General features: G+C 57.6%; 11 protein-coding genes. 5 read left to right on the forward strand and 6 right to left on the reverse strand.

Features of this window, described 5'->3' with window-relative positions; all coding sequences use genetic code 11:
- Window positions 1-62: 62 nt before the first annotated feature.
- Window positions 63-1,091 carry an aspartate-semialdehyde dehydrogenase gene (locus CKALI_RS10905; RefSeq protein ID WP_156193375.1) on the reverse strand — a complete coding sequence of 343 codons (1,029 nt, stop codon included), beginning with the start codon at window positions 1,089-1,091 and terminating at the stop codon, window positions 63-65.
- Window positions 1,092-1,190: 99 nt separating this feature from the next.
- Complete coding sequence (locus tag CKALI_RS10910) at window positions 1,191-2,456, reverse strand: aspartate kinase (protein ID WP_156193376.1); 1,266 nt, start codon at window positions 2,454-2,456, stop codon at window positions 1,191-1,193.
- A gap of 118 nt (window positions 2,457-2,574) precedes the next feature.
- Between CKALI_RS10910 and CKALI_RS10915 the strand changes: the two genes are divergently transcribed.
- Window positions 2,575-3,414, forward strand: coding sequence for a DMT family transporter (locus tag CKALI_RS10915; RefSeq protein ID WP_156193377.1), 840 nt, complete (start codon window positions 2,575-2,577; stop codon window positions 3,412-3,414).
- A 148-nt stretch (window positions 3,415-3,562) separates the two neighbouring features.
- On the opposite strand, the gene CKALI_RS10920 is transcribed toward CKALI_RS10915, so the two are convergent.
- The gene (locus tag CKALI_RS10920) at window positions 3,563-4,684 is read right to left on the reverse strand and encodes a hypothetical protein (protein ID WP_156193378.1); all 1,122 of its coding nucleotides are present in this window, start codon (window positions 4,682-4,684) and stop codon (window positions 3,563-3,565) included.
- A gap of 181 nt (window positions 4,685-4,865) precedes the next feature.
- Between CKALI_RS10920 and leuA the strand changes: the two genes are divergently transcribed.
- Window positions 4,866-6,596: a 2-isopropylmalate synthase gene (leuA, locus tag CKALI_RS10925; protein ID WP_156193379.1), complete on the forward strand. Its 1,731-nt coding sequence runs from the start codon at window positions 4,866-4,868 to the stop codon at window positions 6,594-6,596.
- Window positions 6,597-6,622: 26 nt separating this feature from the next.
- On the opposite strand, the gene CKALI_RS10930 is transcribed toward leuA, so the two are convergent.
- Complete coding sequence (locus CKALI_RS10930) at window positions 6,623-7,066, reverse strand: DUF2231 domain-containing protein (protein WP_156193380.1); 444 nt, start codon at window positions 7,064-7,066, stop codon at window positions 6,623-6,625.
- 122 nt (window positions 7,067-7,188) lie between these two features.
- On the opposite strand from CKALI_RS10930, the gene CKALI_RS10935 reads away from it, so the two are divergent.
- Genes CKALI_RS10935 through CKALI_RS10945 form a run of 3 tightly spaced genes read left to right on the forward strand, consistent with a single transcriptional unit; the run spans window position 7,189 to window position 10,192 of the window.
- Window positions 7,189-8,229: a DNA polymerase III subunit epsilon gene (locus CKALI_RS10935; protein ID WP_156193381.1), complete on the forward strand. Its 1,041-nt coding sequence runs from the start codon at window positions 7,189-7,191 to the stop codon at window positions 8,227-8,229.
- Between the two features lie 29 nt (window positions 8,230-8,258).
- Complete coding sequence (locus CKALI_RS10940; RefSeq protein ID WP_231580464.1) at window positions 8,259-9,506, forward strand: MurT ligase domain-containing protein; 1,248 nt, start codon at window positions 8,259-8,261, stop codon at window positions 9,504-9,506.
- Window positions 9,497-10,192, forward strand: a complete 696-nt coding sequence (locus CKALI_RS10945; protein WP_156193382.1) for a type 1 glutamine amidotransferase — start codon at window positions 9,497-9,499, stop codon at window positions 10,190-10,192. Before CKALI_RS10940 ends, CKALI_RS10945 begins: the two co-directional genes overlap by 10 nt.
- Before the next feature lie 262 nt (window positions 10,193-10,454).
- On the opposite strand, the gene CKALI_RS10950 is transcribed toward CKALI_RS10945, so the two are convergent.
- The gene (locus CKALI_RS10950; RefSeq protein WP_156193383.1) at window positions 10,455-10,835 is read right to left on the reverse strand and encodes a hypothetical protein; all 381 of its coding nucleotides are present in this window, start codon (window positions 10,833-10,835) and stop codon (window positions 10,455-10,457) included.
- Window positions 10,836-10,974: 139 nt separating this feature from the next.
- Entirely contained in the window at window positions 10,975-21,720 is a 10,746-nt protein-coding gene (locus tag CKALI_RS10955; RefSeq protein ID WP_156193384.1) for a DUF7507 domain-containing protein, read from the reverse strand.
- Between the last annotated feature and the right edge of the window lie 155 nt (window positions 21,721-21,875).

The following is a 21,875-nucleotide window of genomic DNA, read 5'->3' on the forward strand; positions in this document are numbered from 1 at the left end:
CGTACCCCATAAATAGTAAGAACCCGCCTCAAAAGAGTGCGGGTTCTTAGAATCCTTGAAAGCTACACAAGCAACTCTGCAATCTGAATCGTGTTTAGCGCTGCACCCTTGCGCAGGTTGTCGCCAGCAACGACCAAAACCAAGCCTCGGTTATCGTCAACGGACTGATCCTGGCGGATACGGCCGACGAAGGATGGATCCTTTCCGGCAGCCATCAGAGGCGTTGGAACATCGACAACCTCGACGCCTGGGGCATCGACAAGCAATGCCTTTGCTTCCTCAACGGTGATCGCACGCTCAAACTCGGCGTGGATGGTGAGCGTGTGGCCGGTGAAGACCGGGACGCGCACACAGGTGCCGGCGACCTTCAGGCCCGGAATCCCCAAGATCTTGCGGGATTCGTTGCGCAGCTTCTGCTCCTCGTCGGTTTCGAGGGAACCGTCGTCGACAAGGTTGCCGGCAAATGGCAGCGCGTTGAAGGCGATCGGTGCCACGTATGGGCCGAGGTCGGCAGGGTTAAGGACCGAACCGTCGTGTGCGAGCACGGTTGGATCCTCAAGAGAGGCCACCTGAGATGCCAGCGCAGCCACGCCAGCAACACCCGAGCCGGATACCGCCTGATAGCTGGAGACGTGCAGACGAACCAACCCGGCGCGATCGTGCAGTGGCTTGAGCACTGGCATCGCAGCCATGGTGGTGCAGTTCGGGTTCGCAATGATGCCCTTCTGCGGTGCCTTCGCGGCCTCTGGGTTCACCTCGGACACGACGAGCGGAACCTCTTCGTCCTTGCGCCACGCAGAGGAGTTGTCCACCACGGTCGCACCAGCAGCAGCGAAGATCGGCGCGTACTGCTTGGACGTGGAACCGCCAGCAGAGAAGAGCGCAATGTCGATTCCGCGCAGGGACTCCTCGGTCACCAGAGCCAGGTCCTCAACAGTGATCTCCTGACCGCGGAACGGCAGGGTGGAACCGGCGGAACGTGCGGAAGCGAAGAAACGCACCTCGTCAGCAGGGAAATTACGCTCTTCAAGGAGCGTGCGCATGACGCGGCCGACCTGGCCGGTTGCGCCGACAACTGCGACAGTAGTCATAGAAGGGGACCTTTCAGTTATAAGGTGCGGGATTTGGTAAAGGAAACAGCACATTTTCGGGCGAAAACGTCAATCTGCATTACCAAATCCGACAAGGGGTTATCTACCGGTACCAGCGTATACCGTGGCCGGCGCGTCGCCACCGAGTTCGAAGGCTTCATGGATAGCGCGAGCAGCCTCTGGAAGGTCGGTTTCGCGAATGAGGACGGAAATGCGGATCTCGGAAGTGGAGATCATCTCGATGTTGATGCCCTTATCGCGGAGCGCTTCACAGAACGTCGCGGTGACGCCCGGGTGAGACTTCATTCCGGCACCAACGAGGGAGACCTTGCCTACCTGGTCGTCGTACGTGATGGCTTCCCAGCCCTGTTCAGCTTCGATTGCCTTGAGCAGCTCGAGGGCGCGAGGGCCGTCGGCGCGCGGGCAGGTGAAGGTGATGTCGGTCTTGCCGTCTTCCAGGGAAGAGACATTCTGGAGCACCATGTCGATATTGATCTCGGCGTCCGCAATGGCGCGGAAAATGGTGGCGGCGGCACCCGGCGAGTCAGGGATGCCCAGGACGGTGATCTTTGCTTCGGAGCTGTCGGTGGCTACACCGGTCAGGACTGCTTCTTCCACGGGAATATCCTCCATAGATCCGGCGATGAGGGTGCCGGGGTCATTGCTGTACGACGAACGAACGCGCATGGGCACGTTAAATGCGCGGGCGTATTCAACGCTGCGCAGGACAAGAATCTTGGAACCTACTGCTGCCAGCTCCAGCATTTCCTCGAAGCTGAGCTGCTTGAGCTTCTGTGCATCTGGCACGATGCGTGGGTCGGCAGTGTAGACACCGTCCACATCAGAGTAAATCTCGCACACATCGGCCTTCAGCGCTGCTGCCAGTGCCACGGCGGTCGTGTCCGAGCCACCACGACCGAGCGTGGTGACGTCCTTAGATTCACGATTCACACCTTGGAATCCGGCGACGATGCAGATCTTGCCTTCGTCGAGAGCTGCCTGCACGCGAGCTGGAGTCACTTCCAGGATGCGCGCGTTGCCGTGGCGTTCCGTAGTAATAACGCCGGCCTGGGAACCAGTGAAGGATTGAGCTTCGGCGCCAAAAGACGCAATTGCCATTGCTACCAGAGCGTTGGAGATGCGCTCGCCTGCAGTGAGAAGCATATCCATCTCTCGTGCAGGTGGAACTGGGTTGACCTGCGCTGCGAGGTCGAGGAGTTCGTCGGTCGTGTCACCCATTGCCGAGCACACCACGACCACGTCGTTGCCCGCCTTCTTAGTGGCAACAATTCGCTCCGCAACAGCCCGAATACGTTCCGCGGTCTCCAGCGAGGAGCCGCCATATTTTTGCACGATAAGTGCCATTCGTCGCCACCTTTCTCGATTGCTGAGTTAATAGTACCGCCCACCAGGAATTAAGCAACTCTAATGCCGGGTAACCTTTTGTTCATTTTCTGTAAATATGTTCCGGTAATCTGGGTTCGTGCACAATTACCTCCTGGCGGTGCTTTTCGCACTACTCTCTGCCCTCACCATTGCGTGGGGCACCGTGGTACGCCACCGCATTGCCGAAGCAGCGCCGGTCGGAGGCAACGCGGCCATCTTGTCTGCCATGAAACGGCCCTTGTGGTGGGCGGGCATGTCGACGGCCATCATCGCCTACTTTCTGCAGGTCGTAGCCCTCGGATTCGGCCCACTCTTGGTCGTGCAACCAATTCTTGTGATGTCGCTCATGTTTACCCTCCCCCTGTCTGCCCGCTACGACGGCAGACGCATCACTTTTTCCGAGATGACCTGGGCAACCGTGCTGACAGCCGCCGTTACCGTCCTCGTACTCTTGGGCCGACCACTCCCCGGCATCACCCACCCTCCTTTGGAGCGGTGGTTCATCCCAGTCGGCGTCGGATTCCTCGTCCTGTTCGCCATGGACCGCTACGCCAGCCGACAGATCCGCCGCGAAAAAGCCCTGATCCTTGGCATAGTGACCGGAGCGATCTTCGGATTTGTGGCCGTATTCTCCAAAGCAGTCGCGGACATTTTCATACTCCACGGCTTCCTCGGGCTCCTATCCAACTGGGAGCTCTACGCATTGATCATCGCCGCAACCTTGGGAACGATCGTGCAGCAGTCCTCCTTCAACGCCGGCGCCCTCCGTAACTCGCTGCCCGCCATGAAAAGCGCTGAGCCCGTCGTCGCCTTTTCCCTGGGCTACCTGGTGCTTGGCGAAAAATTCTCCGCCACCGACCTCGAATGGCTCTGGATGTTCCTCGCGTTGATCGCCATGATCTTCGCCACGGTGATGCTGTCGCGCAGGGGCGTGTAGGGGATCTGCTGCTGTCTTATTGCAGCTATGTGAAACCAGCTATTAGGAGCGAAGCTAGCGATAATGCACCCATTTTGAGTGAAGTAGAAGTGGTGCAGCTCCCAATAGCTGGTTTCACATAGCCGGTTTCCCGGCTACCCGAGAAGCCCTAAATCGCCCACCCCGTGGAAATCAGCGGATGCACGGAAATCACGGCACCCACCACCACCCAGACCGCCATGCCAACCACTCCCCTAATACGATCAAAGGAACGCGCATAGGCCATCGCCAGCGGCAGCAGGCAGATGGTCACTGGTAGCAGCAGCCGGGGCCGCGCGGTGAACGTGCCGTCGGAAAGGATGACATTCATCGCCACGCCGAAGCCGAACAGCCACACTGGCCAAGGCATCTTCCCGAAGCTAAAGACCACGAGCACGACAGCCAATACAATACTCAGGCCCACGAGCACGATCCACGAATCGCTGTTTCGGTTGAAGATCCAGGTGAGATATTCCCAGGTCGAGCGCCCGAGGTCGAAGGCCGAACCCCACCCTTTCTTCTGAATACCGAAGTACCCGCCGACATCCGCGGTGTGCGAATTCACGAACATGATGTACGCGACCATGCCCAGCGGCGACAACACCAAAGCAGCCCACGCCTTCCAGCTGCGCAACCCCCACGCAACCACCACCACGAGGAAGACAACCCACAAGTCAACGGCAGTTAAGCGGGTCAGCCCTGTGAAGAACACGAGCGCGCCGGCCAGGAACCAGCGTCGTTCCAGCATCGCCCACAGTGCCCAGAGCGACAGCGCACCGAACAGCGCTTCCGTGTAGACCATGTTGTAAGTCAGCGCCATCGGCGCTCCCGCCACCGCCACACCGGCGACAGCCTGCACCCACTTACCCCAGCCCATGTGCTTCACGACGGCCATCACCGCCGCCACCATCAGCGCACCAGCAATGCAGTTGATCAGGAATCCCGCCCAAAAGTACTCCAGCCCAGTCGTTTCGTGGAGGATGCGCAGGAGGAAGGGAAAGAGTGGAAAGAACGCGAGGCGAGAGTGGAAGCCGTCGAGGGCGTTGGGATCCATGTTCTCGAAGTAGCCACCATTGGCAATGCCCATGTAGTGGACGGCATCCCAGCGCGTCAGCACCTTCTCGAGGGTGTGACCTTTGGCGTCGGCAAGCCAGCTAACAATATACAGTCGGAGGGCGGATACCCCCGCAAAGATAGCGACCGCGAAGAACCACAATTCTTTGGTCAACCTGCGAGAAGTTACGGATTCCATGGTGAATAAGCCTAACTTAGTTCCGCAAAATGCATGACGTGAAGCATAAAATGCGGTATCGTGCGTTACATGCAGCGGGCACTTCTCCTTCTTTGCCGCGGCGGGATTTAGGTCTTTTACTGGCCGGCGCCTGTCGCGGAGTTTCCCATTGCCGGCCAACCCACCAAAGAAGGATTGAACGATGGAATTTTCCGCACCCGCACAACTGACCAAACCACAAGGCGAGATCCCTGCTGACCAGCCAACTTGGAATAAGCAGCGCAATTCGGCAATGCCCGCCACCAGATACCAGCCTTATGACGTGGAGGTTCAGGACTTCCAATTAGAAGACCGCACCTGGCCAAACAAGCGGATCACCAAGGCGCCAGCATGGTGCGCCGTAGACCTGCGCGACGGCAACCAGGCCCTGATAGACCCGATGAGCCCCGAGCGCAAGCGCCGCATGTTTAACCTGCTGGTGGACATGGGCTTTAAGGAAATTGAGGTCGGTTTCCCGTCCGCCTCCCAGACGGATTTTGACTTTGTGCGCGAGATCATCGAGAAGAACATGATCCCGGACGATGTCACCATCCAGGTGCTGGTACAGGCGCGCGAGCACCTGATCCGTCGCACGTTTGAGGCCTGCGCAGGCGCCAAGAATGTGATCGTGCACTTCTACAACTCCACGTCGATCCTGCAGCGCGAAGTGGTGTTCCGCAAGGACAAGGAAGCCATCAAGAAGCTGGCCACCGATGCCGCTGAGCTGATCAAGACCATCGCGCAGGACTACCCGGACACCGCGTGGCGCTGGGAGTACTCCCCTGAGTCCTACACCGGCACCGAGGTCGAGTACGCGCTGGAAGTGTGCAACGCCGTCACCGCGGTCATGCAGCCGACCCCAGACAACCCGATGATCCTCAACCTGCCGTCCACGGTGGAAATGATCACCCCGAACGTCTACGCCGACTCCATCGAATGGATGTCCCGCAACCTGAACAACCGTGAATCCATCATCCTGTCGCTGCACCCGCACAACGACCGTGGCACGGGCGTTGCGACGGCCGAGCTGGGCTACCTGGCTGGCGCGGACCGCATCGAGGGCTGCCTGTTCGGCAACGGCGAGCGCACCGGCAACGTTTGCCTGGTCACCCTGGGCCTAAACATGCTGACCCAGGGCGTGGATCCGCAGCTCGACTTCTCTGACATCGACCTCATCCGTCGCACCGTCGAATACTGCAACCAGCTGCGTGTGCCTGAGCGCCACCCATACGGCGGCGACTTGGTCTTCACCGCGTTCTCCGGCTCCCACCAGGATGCCGTGAACAAGGGTCTGGATGCGATGCGCGCCTCCGACTCCCCGGTCTGGGAGGTGCCATACCTGCCGATCGACCCGAAGGACGTCGGCCGTTCCTACGAAGCCGTGATCCGCGTGAACTCTCAGTCCGGCAAGGGCGGTGTCGCTTACATCCTCAAGACCGACCACGGCATTGACCTGCCACGCGCGCTGCAGGTCGAGTTCTCCTCGGTTGTCCAGGCTGTCACCGATGCCGAAGGCGGCGAGATCAACTCCAAGGCAATGTGGGATATCTTCGCCACCGAGTACCTCGACCGTGCTGATGTGCTGTCGCTAGAGTCCGTGCATCTCACCGATACCGGGGTCACCGCCACCGTGCTTCACGACGGCGAATCCCGCACCATCGAAGGTGTCGGAAACGGTCCCGTCGCAGCATTTGCGAATGCACTGGAATCCCTCGGAATCGACGTTGAGGTGCAGGAATACTCCCAGCACGCCCGCAGCGCCGGTGACGACGCCGAGGCCGCAGCCTACGTCTACGCCAGCGTCGGCTCCACTGCGTCTTGGGGTGTTGGTGTAGATTCCAGCATTACCGAAGCATCGCTGAAGGCGATCGTTTCTGCGGTAAACCGCGCCTAGCGGCGCAGCAGCAGATTCCGGCGGGTCTACTGAGTCCAGACGAGCAGTGCGCCTGCGTGTCCGGCCAGAACGACTCCCACGATGGCAGCAATAGCTGCCAAGACAGTGAGCCCGCGTACCGCGATCGCGAGGGCCGGAATCTGCTTCTTCACCTGCAAGAAGTGGTACACGAGCATGAGCACCAGCATCACAGCAGCACTGATCATAACGATCTTCGCCTTGTTGGCGTGGTCCCCATAAATGCCAGGATCATGCTCGGATGCTCCCTTGAGCACCAACAATTCTTCGCCGGTGCTATTGGTAATGGCAGCGGAAATCGTAGCCAGTAGTGTTGCGATGGACACCAACCACGGGTGCTTCACGTGCCAACCAGGTCGAAGCGCAGCGTACATGACTAGTAGTGCGACGACGGGAATGCCGACAACGGTGAGGTGAACGATGAGTGGGTGCATAGGAAGTCCAGAAAGCATGGACACAGGATAAGCGCCGAGAGTGCAGTCTGCCGGATTTGGCAAAGCAAACTGTCGTTTTCAGGGGTTAAAAGCCTATCTGTCTTACCAAATCCGGCGCGGGGTTCTAAGATCACTTTCTAATGACTAACCAAGACCCCCAAACTCCTGAGGATCGCGAGGCTGAGAAGCAGGCGCGTCGCGAAGCCCGCGAGGCCGCGATTGCCGCCGCGCCTCTCGCCGTTGTCCACGTGGAATCCACCGGCATTCACCCGTCGACATCGCGGATGGTGTCCCTGACGATCATGACGCTGTCCCCCGAGGGAGAGATCGTGGATGAATTCTTCGAGATCTTCAACCCCGGCGGCGACACCGGCCCGCGCCATCTGCACGGCATTACTGCGGAGGAATTCGAACAAGCCCACACCGTCGAGCGTTACCTAAGAAGGATCAACACGCTTCTCGACGGCCGCACAGTGATCATGCACAATGTGCCGCGCACCTGGGGCTTTGTGCTGGGTGAGACGCGATCGGCGCTGCGCGCCTTGCAGCGTCGCCAGCGCAGTCGCAACCGGAATCGCCGTGGGCGTCGTCGCGTGGGACGTCCGCCACGTCCGGTGGCACTCATCGATACGCTCGCGTCGGCGCGTCGCTTAGGCCTGCCTTTGGAGGACACGCGCGTGCGCGCGGTGGCTCGCGAGCTCGGCATCCCGTCCCCGTCCCCAGTCGCCTCCGTCGAGCGGGCGCTGCTGTCAGCAGAAGTCGTGTCACGGGAGACCGCTGAGATTATCGCGGACATCTATGATGCGGAAGCTGCTCGCGGCGAACTGGCAACCTATGATCCGACGTCGCTCCGCGCCGACCGCTTCGGCCTGCAGCGATCCGCTGTGCGTGTCGACGCCATGGAGGCATCCGCCGCTACCGAGAATCCTGGCGCTTTTACACCTGGAAAGCCGTTGCAGCCCGGCATGGAGTTCGTGGTGAGCCCGGACATAGCAGTTGATCCGGACGAGGTCATTTCCAGCGGCATCGCTGCGGGGCTCACCTACAACGAGAAGATCACGCGTCAGACAAGTTTGCTGGTGTGTAACCGCACGTCAGTACTCCGTGGCAAGGCGATGCACGCCGACCGGAAGGGCATCCCATTGGTTTCCGACGCGGACTTCCTCGCGCTCTGCAAATAATCCCCCGGCATACGACTAGAATCTTCTGCATGAAACTTCCCGCTCCACTCGCGCGTATGCGCACTGGTTTCGCAGTGCTCGCTGCTAACGCTGCTACCAAGGCATCTCAGGCCACCGGCCGGGGCGCTGGCGGCATGATCGGAGGCCTGATCGCGAATGCTATTGACCCGACCATCATGGAGCAGCTGGGGGCATCCCGCCCGGTGGCGCTGGTGACCGGAACGAACGGTAAGTCCACCACGACTCGCATGCTGGTCGGCGCGCTTCGCACTAAGTACAAGGTCGCCACTAATGATGGCGGCGACAACATGGATGCCGGCATTATCGCGGCTCTTATGAAGGGCAAGTCTGCCACCCACATTGCACTCGAGTGCGATGAGCTGCACGTTCCTGCGGTCGCCGATCGACTGCGACCTAGTGTGCTGGTTCTACTAAACCTCACTCGCGATCAGTTGGACCGCGTTGGCGAGATCAACAAGATCGAACGAGTGCTGCGCGGGGCCGTCGAGAAGCACCCCGAGATGACGGTGATCGCGAACTGCGACGACGTCATCGTAACCTCCGTAGCCTTTGACGCCCCGGACGTCGTATGGGTGTCCGCGGGTGCCGGATGGACGGGTGACTCCGTCAGCTGCCCACGCACCGGCGGCCACATTATTCGAGACGGCGAGGACTGGTACGCGGCGAAGCCATTGCAGGATGGCCGCGAGTTCCGCCGCCCAACCCCGACCTGGTCGATCACCCCAGAGGGCATTGACCACGAGGGGCTGCACGAGCTGGACCTGAAACTCCCCGGACGCGCAAACCGCGGCAACGCCACCCAAGCGATCGCTGCGGCAGTGGCCATGGAAGTACCCCTGTCCGATGCGCTGCACGCGACCGAGCAGGTGGACAACGTGGCCGGCCGCTACTCCACCATCCGCTTTGAGCAGTGGGATGTGCACATGATCCTGGCCAAGAACCCAGCCGGCTGGCAAGAAGCGCTGTCCATGGTGGATCGCACCGCCGACGGGCTCGTCATAGCCGTCAACGGCCAGGTAGCCGACGGTGAGGATCTCTCTTGGCTGTGGGACGTGTCCTTTGAAGACTGCAAGGATTCCTTCGTCCACGCCGCCGGCGAGCGCGGCACCGACCTAGCCGTGCGTCTGACGTATGCGTCTATTCCTCATGATCTGCACCAAGATCCCGTGGACGCCATCCGCGCCTGTGCGCCTGGACGAGTGGAAGTCCTGGCCAATTACACCGCATTCCGCGATCTGAAGAAGGCATTGTCATGATCACTATCGGCCTCATTCTTCCCGACGTCCTGGGCACCTACGGCGATGACGGCAATGCTCTGGTCCTGCGCCAGCGCGCCCGCATGCGTGGCCTCGACGCCGAGATCGTCCGCATTGGCCTTGGCGAACCCGTGCCGTCCACTTTTGATGTGTACTGCCTCGGCGGCGGCGAAGACACCGCCCAGATCCTCGCGGCTGAACACCTGATTGCCGACGGTGGCCTCCAGCGCGCGGCTTCCGCTGGCCGCCCAATCCTCGCCATCTGTGCCGGTCTTCAGGTGCTTGGCGAATCCTTCCAAGCTTCCGGACGCACTGTGCAGGGCGTCGGCCTTATCGACGCCACCACTGCCCCACTTACTCAGCGCGCCATCGGCGAAGTGGTCACCACTCCTCGGATTGAGGGATTGACGCAGCCTCTGACCGGTTTTGAGAACCATATGGGCGCCACCGTGCTAGGCGACGATGCGTCTCCACTGGGCTCAGTCACGAGGGGTGTTGGCAACTCCTCCGATGGTACTTCGGAGGGCGCTGTCCAGGGCTCCGTCATTGCGACCTACATGCACGGCCCTGTGCTGGCACGTAACCCAGAGCTCGCAGACCTGCTGCTCACGCGGGCGACCGGGCTTGCTTTGGAACCGTTGGAGTTGCCTGAGGTGGAGCAGCTGCGGAAGGAACGGTTGAGCTAGTCATTTACATGTAGTTTTTGCGCACCAAATCCATACGTGTATATCCAAATTGTAAATGCTCCGTAGGCGAAAAATTGCGTCACATCGGTGAGAAATGCAAAAAACGACCGTGCGTTGATTTGGTCGTGGAATACTACGGTCATGGCCCACATTGTGGACACTGCGAAAAACCAATTCCGAATGCCTTGGGTAATCGGGTATCTCTTATCACGATGACGCCGAGGATAAACACGGATATTGGGAACAAGACCTGGGATCGGCGTCAGGGTGTGTCTGCAACAGCGTAATTGACGACAGCTTCGCTGCTGTTGATGAACTCAGAAAAGCAGACGACAGTGGCGATGATCGCGACCAGGATGAATGCACCTGTCAGTTTGGGATGCTGGCGTCGAAATATCCCCATCACGTAGGCAAATGCCACCAGGTAGACAATGGAGCTGATGACGCGGATTGATTTTGGATGCATCCCTTTTGCCATGAGGAAAACGCCTAGTGCCACGGCGAAGAAATAGCAAACCATCCAAAGCACTGCTTGTCGGGCGTACTTTTGTTCGACTTGCTTAATCTTCTGGAACGTGTCACCGTTCTCAGTAACTGTATGTCTCTTTTCGGGTAATGGAAGCTGAGCTCGCTGCTTCCACATGACGATTGTGGGAGTATTTTACTCAACGTGTCTCGGATGGCACCTTGAGTTGGAACGCGAATGTTGCGTTCTGTAAAAGCTTGAGCCCCAAACCACTGTGTTCACTGGTTTGGGGCTCAAGCTTTTAAGGAGTTACACCTTAGTTTTCGTCGGCCTTACGACGACGAATCAGTGCGAATCCGAGCAGCGCAATTAGCGCGGCGGCAATGGAGATGCCGATAACGTTTGCGCCAGTCTTAGCTAGAACTCCGCCCTTAGGCTGCACACCCTTTTGTGGACCCTTGTTCATGCTGTCAACACCGTCATTTGGCTTAGTCGTTGGTGCTGGCTGTGGAACAGAGGTCGCAGGAGCAGGTGGCACTGGATCAGAGGAGCCAGAGGATCCGGAAGAACCTGGTACCAGCGGAATCAGCGGGATGAGTGGAATCAGCGGTACCCATGGCGGGATACCCGGCTTGCTGTGCGCGTTTGCAGGGTTGTCATCCTTGACCGGCGGGATTGGGTGCCCCTTTTCATCCACTGCCGTCGAGCCATCCGGATTAGCCGGAGTACCTTCGACCGTACCGACGTTCGTGTGCTGCTCGCCTTCCTTTGGAGCTGGATAGGTGGCGGTACACGTCATGGAGGCACCTGGCTCGAGTTCCGTCTTCGGGCAGGAGATCTTGTCTGCCGCGATGACGTTGTCGGTCACCTTAATGTCCTTCAGCTTTGCCAGTCCAGTGTTTGTTACCTGGAAGTGCACTGTCATGTCAGAGCCTGGTTCCACTGCAACACCTGGAGCGGTGTCGGCGTCGTCGCCGTTGATCAGCTTCACGATGCGCACTGCAGGAACCACAGCGTTTGCCGGATCGTGGTCTACCACTGCCGGAGGCTCCTCTGGGTCTGGGCCCGGAGTCGTGGTCTCCGTAGGGCCAGGCTCGCCTGGCACCGTGGTTCCAGGAACCGTGGTGCCTGGGACCGTGGTGCCTGGCTCGGTGGTTTCCGGAACCGTCGTACCAGGAATGGTGGTGCTTGGAACGGTGGTGGTCGCGTTCGTCGTACCAGGGACGGTGCTCTCAGGAATGGTGGTACCTGGGATCGTCATTCCTGGAACAGTGGTGCCCGGAACCGTAGTGCCTGGGACCGTGGTGCCCGGGGTAGGGGTTGGCGTCGGGAAGACGTCGACCTCAGGGGTGCCCTCGACCTTGGCGGTGTTCGTGTGCTGCTCCCCTGCCGCTGGGGCTGGGAAAGTAGCGGTGCAAGTGAAGGACGCGCCGGCTTCGAGCTTGGCGACGACATTGCCCTGTCCACCAGCACAGACGATGTCGCTGGATACGATCTTGTCGTCGGTGACAGTGACATTCTTCAGAGCGGTCTTTCCGGTGTTGGTCACCTCGAAGGTGACGCTCATCGGCTCGCCAGGCTTGACGATGACTCCAGGAGCATTGTTGGCATCATCACCGTTGATCTTTTTGATCACCTGAACACCTGCCGGAGAATCCACGTGAGCGAACTCAGGATCTTCGTCCCGGACCTTGGTTGGCGGATTGTGGCCGTCGCTAGGCGGCGTGCCCTCGACCCGGCCGAGGTCGTAGTGTCCGACGCCCGGCTTCGGTGCCTTGATCTGAGACGTACAGGTCATCTCCTCGCCCGGAGCAAGCTCCGTCTTAGGACAGGTGACCACTGGGTGCTCCACCCCGTCCTGGAGGTACACGGTGTCAGTGACCTGAACATCAGTCAGGTTGACGTCGCCGGTGTTGGTCACCTTGTAGGTGATCGCCATCATCGAACCTGCCTCGACACGGACGCCTGGCTTGGAGTTGTTGTCCGTGCCATTAATCATCTTGACGATATGAATTGCAGGGTTCGAAGGCTTCGGCTCCTCCGGTGGGTTGTGAGCATTGCCCGGATCCTCCGGAGACTCGACCGGCTTGTTCGGATCGCCTGGCTCGCCCGGCTTCTCCGGATTCTCCGGCGTACCGACAGCCTTGGCCACATTCAGGTGGCCGGCAGTCTTACTGGACGGCGCGGCAACCGTGATGGTGACTGTCTTCGCCTCGCCCTTGGCCAGGTCAAACTTTTCGATCCTAGCGAGTTCAGCGTCGATCGCTGCCTGCACGCCGGCGACGTCATCGCCTGCCTGCACCCTATCGACGACATGGATGTCAAACACCTTGGTGTCTCCGGTGTTCTTGATCTCGTAGGTGATCGTCATCGGAGCACCTGGCTTGACCTCGACACCCGGCGCATTGTCAGCGTCGTCACCGTTGATCAGCTTCTGGATCTCCAGCTTTGGAGTGCCAGGAACTGGTGGTGTCGTTGGAGGAGTCGACTCCGTCGCATGCGCAGGATTCGTCGTCGACACTACAACCGTCGTACCCGGAACGGTGGACTCACCAACCGTCGTACCCGGAACAGTCGTACCCGGAACCGTTGTCGTCGCGTCCGTGGTACCCGGCACCGTCGACTCAGGAACCGTCGTACCAGGAATCGTCGACGGTGTCACCGTCACCGTACCCAACGCGGTACCCACATTCACGTGACCAGAAGCCGCATCAGAATCAGCTGCAACCACCTTCGCAGTAAACACACCCGACTCACCAGGAGCCAACGTGCCATCCCACGCAGCAGTCGAACCCTCCTTGAGCACCTTCACCGACGGCGCAACAACATCCTTAATCTTGTCATCCGTCACCGTCACACCATGTAGGGCTTGTTGACCAGTATTCGTCACCAAAAACTGAACCTCAAGATCAGCACCCGGCTTCACCACAGCTGCAGCCTCAGCAGTATCAGCATCCTGCCACACACCGGCCTGATCCTTAATCTGCTTCAACACATCAATAGCAGGAACACCAGCATTCGCAGGGTTCGTCGTTGACACGGTCGTTCTCGGAACCGTCGTCCCCGGAACCGTGGTACCAGGGACCTCACCACCAACAGAACCGACGTTAGTATGCAGTTCCTTCGCATCGGCAGGAGCCGCAAACTCCGCCTTACAAATCACCACACCGCCCGGCATTAGCACGTCAACAACATTGTCGTCATCACACTTAATCTCAGACGCCGCAATCTTGTCATCCGTCACCGTCACATTACGAAGAGCAACCTGACCCGTGTTTACCACACGGAACTCAACCTGCATCATATCGCCGACCTTAACCACCGCAGCATCACCGGCAGTATCAGCATCCCGACCATTGATGAACTTCTTGATATCAACACCCGGCTCACCAGGAACACCCGGTACCACCGGCGTCGTCGTCACCGTCGCAGTAGCAGGATCCGTCGTCGTCAACGTCGTCGCAGGAACCGACGTCCCCGGATCAGTCGTACCCGGCACCGTCGAACCAGGCACCGTCGTCGTCGCATCCGTCGTACCCGGCACCGTCGACTCAGGAACCGTCGTACCAGGAATCGACGTCGGCGGAACCTCACCAGCAACCGTACCCACATTCACATGCTCAGAACCCGCAGGAGGAGCCGGGAAGGTCGCCTTACACACCTTCTCCTCACCCACCTTCAGCACACCCAGAACATTGTTCGAGGAACCCTCACACACAATCTCCTCAGCAGCAACCTTGTCATCCGTCACCGTCACATTCGACAGATCCTTCTGACCAGTATTCTTCACACGGAACTCAACATCCATATCCTGACCAGCAGGAACAGTAACCGCCGTGACGTTAGCATCATCACCATTGATGTACTTCTTAATCGACACCTCAGGAACCACAGCATTCGCAGGATTCGTCGTCGTCACCGCAGTACCCGGAACCGTCGAACCAGGCACCGTCGTCGTCGCATCCGTCGTACCCGGCACCGTCGTCCCCGGCGTATCACCAGAAACCGTACCCACATTCACGTGAGGCGTATCAGCAGCAGGAGCCTTCATCGTCGCCGAACACGTAACCCACGCACCCGGCAACAACACATCAACAACATTGTCGTCATCACACTTAATCTCAGACGCCGCAATCTTGTCATCCGTCACCGTCACATTCGTCAACGGCACATCACCAGTATTCGTGACCTCAAACGTGACACTCATATCCGAACCAACAGCCACCACAGCAGCCGCATCCTTCGAATCAGCATCAAAACCATTGATCTTCTTCACGATATTGATACCAGGAACACCCGGCACCACCGGCGTCGTCGTCACCGTCGCAGTAGCAGGATCCGTCGTCGTCAACGTCGTCGCAGGAACCGACGTCCCCGGATCAGTCGTACCCGGCACCGTCGAACCAGGCACCGTCGTCGTCGCATCCGTCGTACCCGGCACCGTCGACTCAGGAACCGTCGTACCAGGAATCGACGTCGGCGGAACCTCACCAGCAACCGTACCCACATTCACATGCTCAGAACCCGCAGGAGGAGCCGGGAAGGTCGCCTTACACACCTTCTCCTCACCCACCTTCAGCACACCCAGAACATTGTTCGAGGAACCCTCACACACAATCTCCTCAGCAGCAACCTTGTCATCCGTCACCGTCACATTCGACAGATCCTTCTGACCAGTATTCTTCACACGGAACTCAACATCCATATCCTGACCAGCAGGAACAGTAACCGCCGTGACGTTAGCATCATCACCATTGATGTACTTCTTAATCGACACCTCAGGAACCACAGCATTCGCAGGATTCGTCGTCGTCACCGCAGTACCCGGAACCGTCGAACCAGGCACCGTCGTCGTCGCATCCGTCGTACCCGGCACCGTCGTCCCCGGCGTATCACCAGAAACCGTACCCACATTCACGTGAGGCGTATCAGCAGCAGGAGCCTTCATCGTCGCCGAACACGTAACCCACGCACCCGGCAACAACACATCAACAACATTGTCGTCATCACACTTAATCTCAGACGCCGCAATCTTGTCATCCGTCACCGTCACATTCGTCAACGGCACATCACCAGTATTCGTGACCTCAAACGTGACACTCATATCCGAACCAACAGCCACCACAGCAGCCGCATCCTTCGAATCAGCATCAAAACCATTGATCTTCTTCACGATATTGATACCAGGAACACCCGGCACCACCGGCGTCGTCGTCACCGTCGCAGTAGCAGGATCCGTCGTCGTCAACGTCGTCGCAGGAACCGACGTCCCCGGATCAGTCGTACCCGGCACCGTCGAACCAGGCACCGTCGTCGTCGCATCCGTCGTACCCGGCACCGTCGACTCAGGAACCGTCGTACCAGGAATCGACGTCGGCGGAACCTCACCAGCAACCGTACCCACATTCACATGCTCAGAACCCGCAGGAGGAGCCGGGAAGGTCGCCTTACACACCTTCTCCTCACCCACCTTCAGCACACCCAGAACATTGTTCGAGGAACCCTCACACACAATCTCCTCAGCAGCAACCTTGTCATCCGTCACCGTCACATTCGACAGATCCTTCTGACCAGTATTCTTCACACGGAACTCAACATCCATATCCTGACCAGCAGGAACAGTAACCGCCGTGACGTTAGCATCATCACCATTGATGTACTTCTTAATCGACACCTCAGGAACCACAGCATTCGCAGGATTCGTCGTCGTCACCGCAGTACCCGGAACCGTCGAACCAGGCACCGTCGTCGTCGCATCCGTCGTACCCGGCACCGTCGTCCCCGGCGTATCACCAGAAACCGTACCCACATTCACGTGAGGCGTATCAGCAGCAGGAGCCTTCATCGTCGCCGAACACGTAACCCACGCACCCGGCAACAACACATCAACAACATTGTCGTCATCACACTTAATCTCAGACGCCGCAATCTTGTCATCCGTCACCGTCACATTCGTCAACGGCACATCACCAGTATTCGTGACCTCAAACGTGACACTCATATCCGAACCAACAGCCACCACAGCAGCCGCATCCTTCGAATCAGCATCAAAACCATTGATCTTCTTCACGATATTGATACCAGGAACACCCGGCACCACCGGCGTCGTCGTCACCGTCGCAGTAGCAGGATCCGTCGTCGTCAACGTCGTCGCAGGAACCGACGTCCCCGGATCAGTCGTACCCGGCACCGTCGAACCAGGCACCGTCGTCGTCGCATCCGTCGTACCCGGCACCGTCGACTCAGGAACCGTCGTACCAGGAATCGACGTCGGCGGAACCTCACCAGCAACCGTACCCACATTCACATGCTCAGAACCCGCAGGAGGAGCCGGGAAGGTCGCCTTACACACCTTCTCCTCACCCACCTTCAGCACACCCAGAACATTGTTCGAGGAACCCTCACACACAATCTCCTCAGCAGCAACCTTGTCATCCGTCACCGTCACATTCGACAGATCCTTCTGACCAGTATTCTTCACACGGAACTCAACATCCATATCCTGACCAGCAGGAACAGTAACCGCCGTGACGTTAGCATCATCACCATTGATGTACTTCTTAATCGACACCTCAGGAACCACAGCATTCGCAGGATTCGTCGTCGTCACCGCAGTACCCGGAACCGTCGAACCAGGCACCGTCGTCGTCGCATCCGTCGTACCCGGCACCGTCGTCCCCGGCGTATCACCAGAAACCGTACCCACATTCACGTGAGGCGTATCAGCAGCAGGAGCCTTCATCGTCGCCGAACACGTAACCCACGCACCCGGCAACAACACATCAACAACATTGTCGTCATCACACTTAATCTCAGACGCCGCAATCTTGTCATCCGTCACCGTCACATTCGTCAACGGCACATCACCAGTATTCGTGACCTCAAACGTGACACTCATATCCGAACCAACAGCCACCACAGCAGCCGCATCCTTCGAATCAGCATCAAAACCATTGATCTTCTTCACGATATTGATACCAGGAACACCCGGCACCACCGGCGTCGTCGTCACCGTCGCAGTAGCAGGATCCGTCGTCGTCAACGTCGTCGCAGGAACCGACGTCCCCGGATCAGTCGTACCCGGCACCGTCGAACCAGGCACCGTCGTCGTCGCATCCGTCGTACCCGGCACCGTCGACTCAGGAACCGTCGTACCAGGAATCGACGTCGGCGGAACCTCACCAGCAACCGTACCCACATTCACATGCTCAGAACCCGCAGGAGGAGCCGGGAAGGTCGCCTTACACACCTTCTCCTCACCCACCTTCAGCACACCCAGAACATTGTTCGAGGAACCCTCACACACAATCTCCTCAGCAGCAACCTTGTCATCCGTCACCGTCACATTCGACAGATCCTTCTGACCAGTATTCTTCACACGGAACTCAACATCCATATCCTGACCAGCAGGAACAGTAACCGCCGTGACGTTAGCATCATCACCATTGATGTACTTCTTAATCGACACCTCAGGAACCACAGCATTCGCAGGATTCGTCGTCGTCACCGCAGTACCCGGAACCGTCGAACCAGGCACCGTCGTCGTCGCATCCGTCGTACCCGGCACCGTCGTCCCCGGCGTATCACCAGAAACCGTACCCACATTCACGTGAGGCGTATCAGCAGCAGGAGCCTTCATCGTCGCCGAACACGTAACCCACGCACCCGGCAACAACACATCAACAACATTGTCGTCATCACACTTAATCTCAGACGCCGCAATCTTGTCATCCGTCACCGTCACATTCGTCAACGGCACATCACCAGTATTCGTGACCTCAAACGTGACACTCATATCCGAACCAACAGCCACCACAGCAGCCGCATCCTTCGAATCAGCATCAAAACCATTGATCTTCTTCACGATATTGATACCAGGAACACCCGGCACCACCGGCGTCGTCGTCACCGTCGCAGTAGCAGGATCCGTCGTCGTCAACGTCGTCGCAGGAACCGACGTCCCCGGATCAGTCGTACCCGGCACCGTCGAACCAGGCACCGTCGTCGTCGCATCCGTCGTACCCGGCACCGTCGACTCAGGAACCGTCGTACCAGGAATCGACGTCGGCGGAACCTCACCAGCAACCGTACCCACATTCACATGCTCAGAACCCGCAGGAGGAGCCGGGAAGGTCGCCTTACACACCTTCTCCTCACCCACCTTCAGCACACCCAGAACATTGTTCGAGGAACCCTCACACACAATCTCCTCAGCAGCAACCTTGTCATCCGTCACCGTCACATTCGACAGATCCTTCTGACCAGTATTCTTCACACGGAACTCAACATCCATATCCTGACCAGCAGGAACAGTAACCGCCGTGACGTTAGCATCATCACCATTGATGTACTTCTTAATCGACACCTCAGGAACCACAGCATTCGCAGGATTCGTCGTCGTCACCGCAGTACCCGGAACCGTCGAACCAGGCACCGTCGTCGTCGCATCCGTCGTACCCGGCACCGTCGTCCCCGGCGTATCACCAGAAACCGTACCCACATTCACGTGAGGCGTATCAGCAGCAGGAGCCTTCATCGTCGCCGAACACGTAACCCACGCACCCGGCAACAACACATCAACAACATTGTCGTCATCACACTTAATCTCAGACGCCGCAATCTTGTCATCCGTCACCGTCACATTCGTCAACGGCACATCACCAGTATTCGTGACCTCAAACGTGACACTCATATCCGAACCAACAGCCACCACAGCAGCCGCATCCTTCGAATCAGCATCAAAACCATTGATCTTCTTCACGATATTGATACCAGGAACACCTTGCTGCGTCACCGGCGTACACACATCATTGTTATCCACACCATCAGAATCACCCGGCAAATCAACAACGTTGTACAGCCCCTTCGACGAATCCGTCGCACCTGCATCAGTCTTACACTCACCGATAGTGGCCCATTCAACCTTGGACTGATCCACCGTGTACGTCATCACCACCACATGCGGCTTCTCCGCACCAGCAGCCAAATCATCACCCGGCGTGACCTCAAACTTGCCATCAACCAGCGGCAACGAGACCAGATTGCCATCAACCGTGATCGACTTAATCACAAAACCAGCAGGAACCGACGGCGTATCCATCACAGCCTTCGACATCGCCTGATCATTACCCGTATTCTTCACGATCACCGAGTAATTACGCGTGACCTCAGTAGCATCCTTTTCCAACACCACCGGCAGATCAGAAGACTCCTTCCGAACAGCAAAATCAGGCGAAGTAACACACGTCGGATCTTCCCCACCTGGTTTGTTTGGATCGTCCGATAATATGCCGTCTGGGTATGAGACCCAAACCACGTTAGCTTGGTTACAGACTTCAGTTTGTCCTGGTGCCATCCTGACTTGGAAAGTGACTGTAGCTGTGTCGCCAGCTGGAATCACACCCTCAAATTCGGTCTGGGTGCCCTTGACTGGCCTTCGCTTTGTGTAAGGCATAGATGGACCAGCATCGTCAGACACGGGATCACCATTGAGGGTGGTACTGCCTTCAATATACTCCGCACCATGTGGCACCTGGTCCTCGAATGTCGCGCCAGAAACCGACAGATTGCCCGTGTTTTTCATCACAATGCTAAACGTAATAGTGTCCCCAACGCTAGCTGATTCTGGAGTTGCCGTTTTCTCAATAGCTAAATCCGGCTGCGGAAGGGCACACGATGCCATGTCCGCAAAACCATGGCTTTCTGTGAAAGTGAACTCGTTAAGTGGTGTTGCAACACCGGTATCTTTGTTTACTGAATAGTAATTCGATGATCCTTTTTGATTATCATTCGCAGATGCATATAACGTACCGTTAGAATCGAAGGATATTCCGTTATAAAACGAGTACTTTCCTGGGGATCTCATATTACCCACTAGGGTCGCTTCAGGGGCAGAAGGCCTTGCCAACTGGTCTGGGCCAATGGTTAGTAGCCAAGTATCGCCTGCGCCGGCGGCTGAAACGTCTCCAGCAACCAGAATCCACATTGTGCCCGTGCCGTCAAAAACAATGTCTCCGGAATTTAGGCTATCAACATCGGTCGACATTTCAGCTGGCAACTTCGGAGTGCCTTTATTCTCCAAGGCTAAAGTTGCCACATTCGAAGGAAGCTTGGCATTCCCATTTGTATCAACACTCAGTTTCGTAGCTGGCAACGAACTTACATCCGACAAACGACGAAGAACCCCATCCATACCAAAGGACCACAGCGCGCCATCCGCCGCGATGGAAAGCCTATTTGTCTGTAGTTGACCTGGACCCGCTTTACCAACTACAAAGAAATCTCCTGTGGTCAGATCCACTTTGATCAAGTAATCAGTAAATACTGTTCGAAGCGCTGTTTCATAACGCGTTGTAAAATACGCATAGCGCGGATTCTTTGGATCCTGAGCGAGGGCAGAAGAAGCATCACCGATCAAGAATCCAATATTGTTCTTTATTCGCGGAATATCATATAGAGCTGTCATGGAGTTTGTTACTGGGTCCAAGTAGCCAATTTGGTCCGTGTATCCGTCACGACGACCAATAGCAGACACATACCACTGCCGGTCACAAGTACCTGCCGAATTACCATTGTTCGCATCGACAGTCACCTGATGAGTGTTTACAGTAGTTTCCGGCAAAAAACGCCAAGCAGAATCATCCCACCACTCACCAGTGAAGCTAATCGAGACGTCCTGGCTCTGAGTGACGTATGCCTCACAGGAAAAAGTGAATGTATCTCCAGGATAGATACGAAGGCCGGATACGCCATCAGACGTTCCAGAAGAATTACAAAGCGAGTTTTGCTCTTCGGAGTACCAAACAGCCCTACCGTCTGTACGCGTGTTCGTAACTTTGTACGTAACAGCAACTTGTCCTCCGCCCGCTGGAACCTGGTTCGGCTCTACGATCGACTCCATACTTAGCGAATTCGTCGCGATTGTCTTCGTATCAGCCCTCGCCTCCGGCCACACACCTCCCCACGGAACCATGATGCTCGCCAGGAGTAGCGATAGCACTGCAACAATCCCAAGCAGTGCACGCGGTAAAATCACTCGAACCTTAGACCCGTCCAGAAACATGCGTTACCAATCTTCTGATGGCGTCCCGCATCAAAAGATTCTGAAAAAAGCGCACGCTTCCTTGCAGCAACCTTTGAAGCAGGTCACTTAACCCGTATGCGCACAGCAAAGTTTCACTGAACACACGACTCTCGGAGTGAATGATAACCTAGCCG

This window comes from Corynebacterium kalinowskii, from assembly GCF_009734385.1.
In the GTDB taxonomy this organism is placed as follows: Bacteria; Actinomycetota; Actinomycetes; order Mycobacteriales; family Mycobacteriaceae; genus Corynebacterium; species Corynebacterium kalinowskii.

Excerpts from the sequence above, each read along its gene's own strand:
- CKALI_RS10910 (WP_156193376.1), bottom strand. The coding sequence starts at position 2,456 with ATGGCACTTATCGTGCAAAAATATGGCGGCTCCTCGCTGGAGACCGCG.
- CKALI_RS10940 (WP_231580464.1), top strand. The coding sequence starts at position 8,259 with ATGAAACTTCCCGCTCCACTCGCGCGTATGCGCACTGGTTTCGCAGTG.
- CKALI_RS10935 (WP_156193381.1), top strand. The coding sequence starts at position 7,189 with ATGACTAACCAAGACCCCCAAACTCCTGAGGATCGCGAGGCTGAGAAG.
- CKALI_RS10920 (WP_156193378.1), bottom strand. The coding sequence starts at position 4,684 with ATGGAATCCGTAACTTCTCGCAGGTTGACCAAAGAATTGTGGTTCTTC.
- CKALI_RS10950 (WP_156193383.1), bottom strand. The coding sequence starts at position 10,835 with ATGTGGAAGCAGCGAGCTCAGCTTCCATTACCCGAAAAGAGACATACA.
- leuA (WP_156193379.1), top strand. The coding sequence starts at position 4,866 with ATGGAATTTTCCGCACCCGCACAACTGACCAAACCACAAGGCGAGATC.
- CKALI_RS10955 (WP_156193384.1), bottom strand. The coding sequence starts at position 21,720 with ATGTTTCTGGACGGGTCTAAGGTTCGAGTGATTTTACCGCGTGCACTG.
- CKALI_RS10930 (WP_156193380.1), bottom strand. The coding sequence starts at position 7,066 with ATGCTTTCTGGACTTCCTATGCACCCACTCATCGTTCACCTCACCGTT.
- CKALI_RS10905 (WP_156193375.1), bottom strand. The coding sequence starts at position 1,091 with ATGACTACTGTCGCAGTTGTCGGCGCAACCGGCCAGGTCGGCCGCGTC.